The 2,334-nt window shown below is 61.9% G+C and carries 1 protein-coding gene; it reads left to right on the forward strand.

Annotation, left to right across the window (positions count from 1 at the left end; translation table 11 throughout):
• Positions 1-102 precede the first annotated feature (102 nt).
• Positions 103-2,334 (forward strand): RHS repeat protein (locus HY962_14985; protein ID MBI5648234.1); only part of this gene is annotated, 2,232 nt, incomplete at its 3' end.

Genomic DNA, 2,334 nt, shown 5'->3' on the forward strand with positions numbered 1-2,334 from the left:
CTCTCCGGCAAGGTGCCTCGGAAACTGCTGACAGACGTGCGCCGTCAGCTATCAGCCGCGCGCGAGGCCGTAGGGTCGCCCGAAGCGGAGCGGAGCGCGACCGTGCAGCGTTTGACCGCCTACCAGATGGCGCTGGCCTATTACGACATGGTCTTCAAGGACCAACAGATGGTCGAGCGGTACCTCGGGGCGGTGTTCCCCGCGCTCACCGTGGACTCTTTTGCGATGAAGAGCTTGAGCGTGCTCCGGGGATGGGTCGGAGAGCCGGTGGGGGTGGGCGCGGGGCCGTGGATGGTCGATATTGTCAGAAACATGGTCGCGCCGAGCTTCTACTCGGGGAGCACGCGGGATGCAAGGCTGGCGCTCGATCTTATCGAGATGGACAGCAGCGTGTTTGAGCACCGTGTTATGCCTCCGGTGGTGAACGAGGAAGGCGTGAGCGCGGTGAAGATCATGCACGCGAGCGCGGCGCAGGGGTGGGAGATATTCCTCGTGAACTCGGCCAACTGGGAGGAGACGAGGTTTTTGTATCTCCACCAGCACGAAGAAAGTTTCCTGGACGCCATTGAGGACCTCGTGAACGAGGGTGCGAGGGTCTACGTCCCGAGGTACCCCATCACAATAGGCGGCTGGCGCGGCAGCGGCTACATCGGCGGCGGCCAGTACATCATCAGTGGGGGTACCGGCGCCTCGTCGCCCGTGACCCAAAGCGGCGGCAGCGGGTCGGGGAACCAAGGCCGCCCGACCGGAAACGCCCCCTGCACCTGTCCGAGTTGCTGCGAGAACGCGGGGGCGTCGAAGGTCAACCTGTCCAACGGGAACCTCAACTTCGATGAAACGGAGACGTTCATTGCGGCAAGAGGAATCCCAGTCCAATTCACGCGGGCCTACAACAGCGTCATCAACCGCGACGTCGGGCTGGGCGTCGGCTGGGCGTGGACCTACGGCATCCGCATCTTCGAGGCCGCGGACGGAGTCGTCACCGTTTTTCGAGAAAACGGGGCCGAGGATGTTTTTGTCCCCGGCGGCACGAGCGACTACGACAACCCGCCCGGCGTTTACGATGTGCTGGTCAAGCACGCTGGCGGCTTCACCCTGACCGACCGCGAGGGAAAGAGGAAAGAATTCGACACCGGCGGAAAGCTGCTCTCGATTCACGATTTGAACGGAAACACCGTCACAGTCCAGTATTCCGACGGCTTTCCCTCGACAGTGACGGACGCCGGCGGGCGGGTTGTCCTGTCTTTCACCGTCCAAAACGGCCACATCACCGGCGTGACGGACCTTTACGGGCGGAGTCTTGGCTTCGAGTATGCGGGTGGCGACATGATCGGGGCGACCGATCTCCTTTGGCGCACCGAACGGTACGTCTATGACGCCGGCCACCGGATTGTGGAAAAGACCGACAAGAACGGGAACTCGGCATCCATCTTTTACGATGCCAATGGCCGATGGAGCAGGACGGTGGATCGCGAGGGGTTTGTGCGCTCGGCGGAGTACGACTATCTGACGCACCGGACGAAGTACACCGACGCCAACGGCAATACCTCTCAGTATGGGTACGATTCCAACGGTGCAAAGACGCAATACGTCGATGGAGAGGGCAACTTGGTCGAGTACACCCGCGACGCCAACGTGAACATCACCGCCGTCACCGACGCGAGGGGCAGCCGAAGTCTCATGGAATGGGACCAAAGGGGAAATCTCACGGCTGAAGTCGATGCGCTCGGGAATCGGACCGAGCACACGTATGACCCCGTTTTGAACCGGCGCACGTCCACGACCGACGCCGAGGGCAAGGTCAGGGCGTGGACCTTTGATGCGGCTGGAAACGTGACCTCGGAAATCGACCCCGACGGCAACACCACCATCTACGTAAACGACTCGTTCGGGCAGGTGACGGAGATTCGGAAGCCTGGCGGACAGACCGAGACGATGGTGTACGATAACACGAGCGGTGCGCTTCTCTCGACGGCGGACACGTTCGGGAACCAGACGGTGCTTTCGCACGACCAGTGGGGGAACGTCATCTCGTTCACCGACCCGAGCGGGAAGACGCGGTCATACGCGAAGGACGCAAGCGGCAGGATCGTGAGCGTGGCGCTCTCCGGCAGGATCATCCAGACGCTGGAATACGAGCCGAACGGCAATCTGGCTTTTGAAACGGACGCGAACGGCAACAGGACGGAACGTCGGTACGACAAGAACGGGCGGCAGACGCAGGAGATCGACGCCCAAGGGAACGTCACGACGCGCGTGCTCGACGGGAACGGGAACATCGTCGAAGGCTTGGATGCAAAGGGCAACCGGACGCAACTCGTTTTCAACAAGAAC

This window comes from Ignavibacteriota bacterium, from assembly GCA_016218045.1.
Taxonomy (GTDB): domain Bacteria; phylum Bacteroidota; class Ignavibacteria; order SZUA-365; family SZUA-365; genus JACRFB01.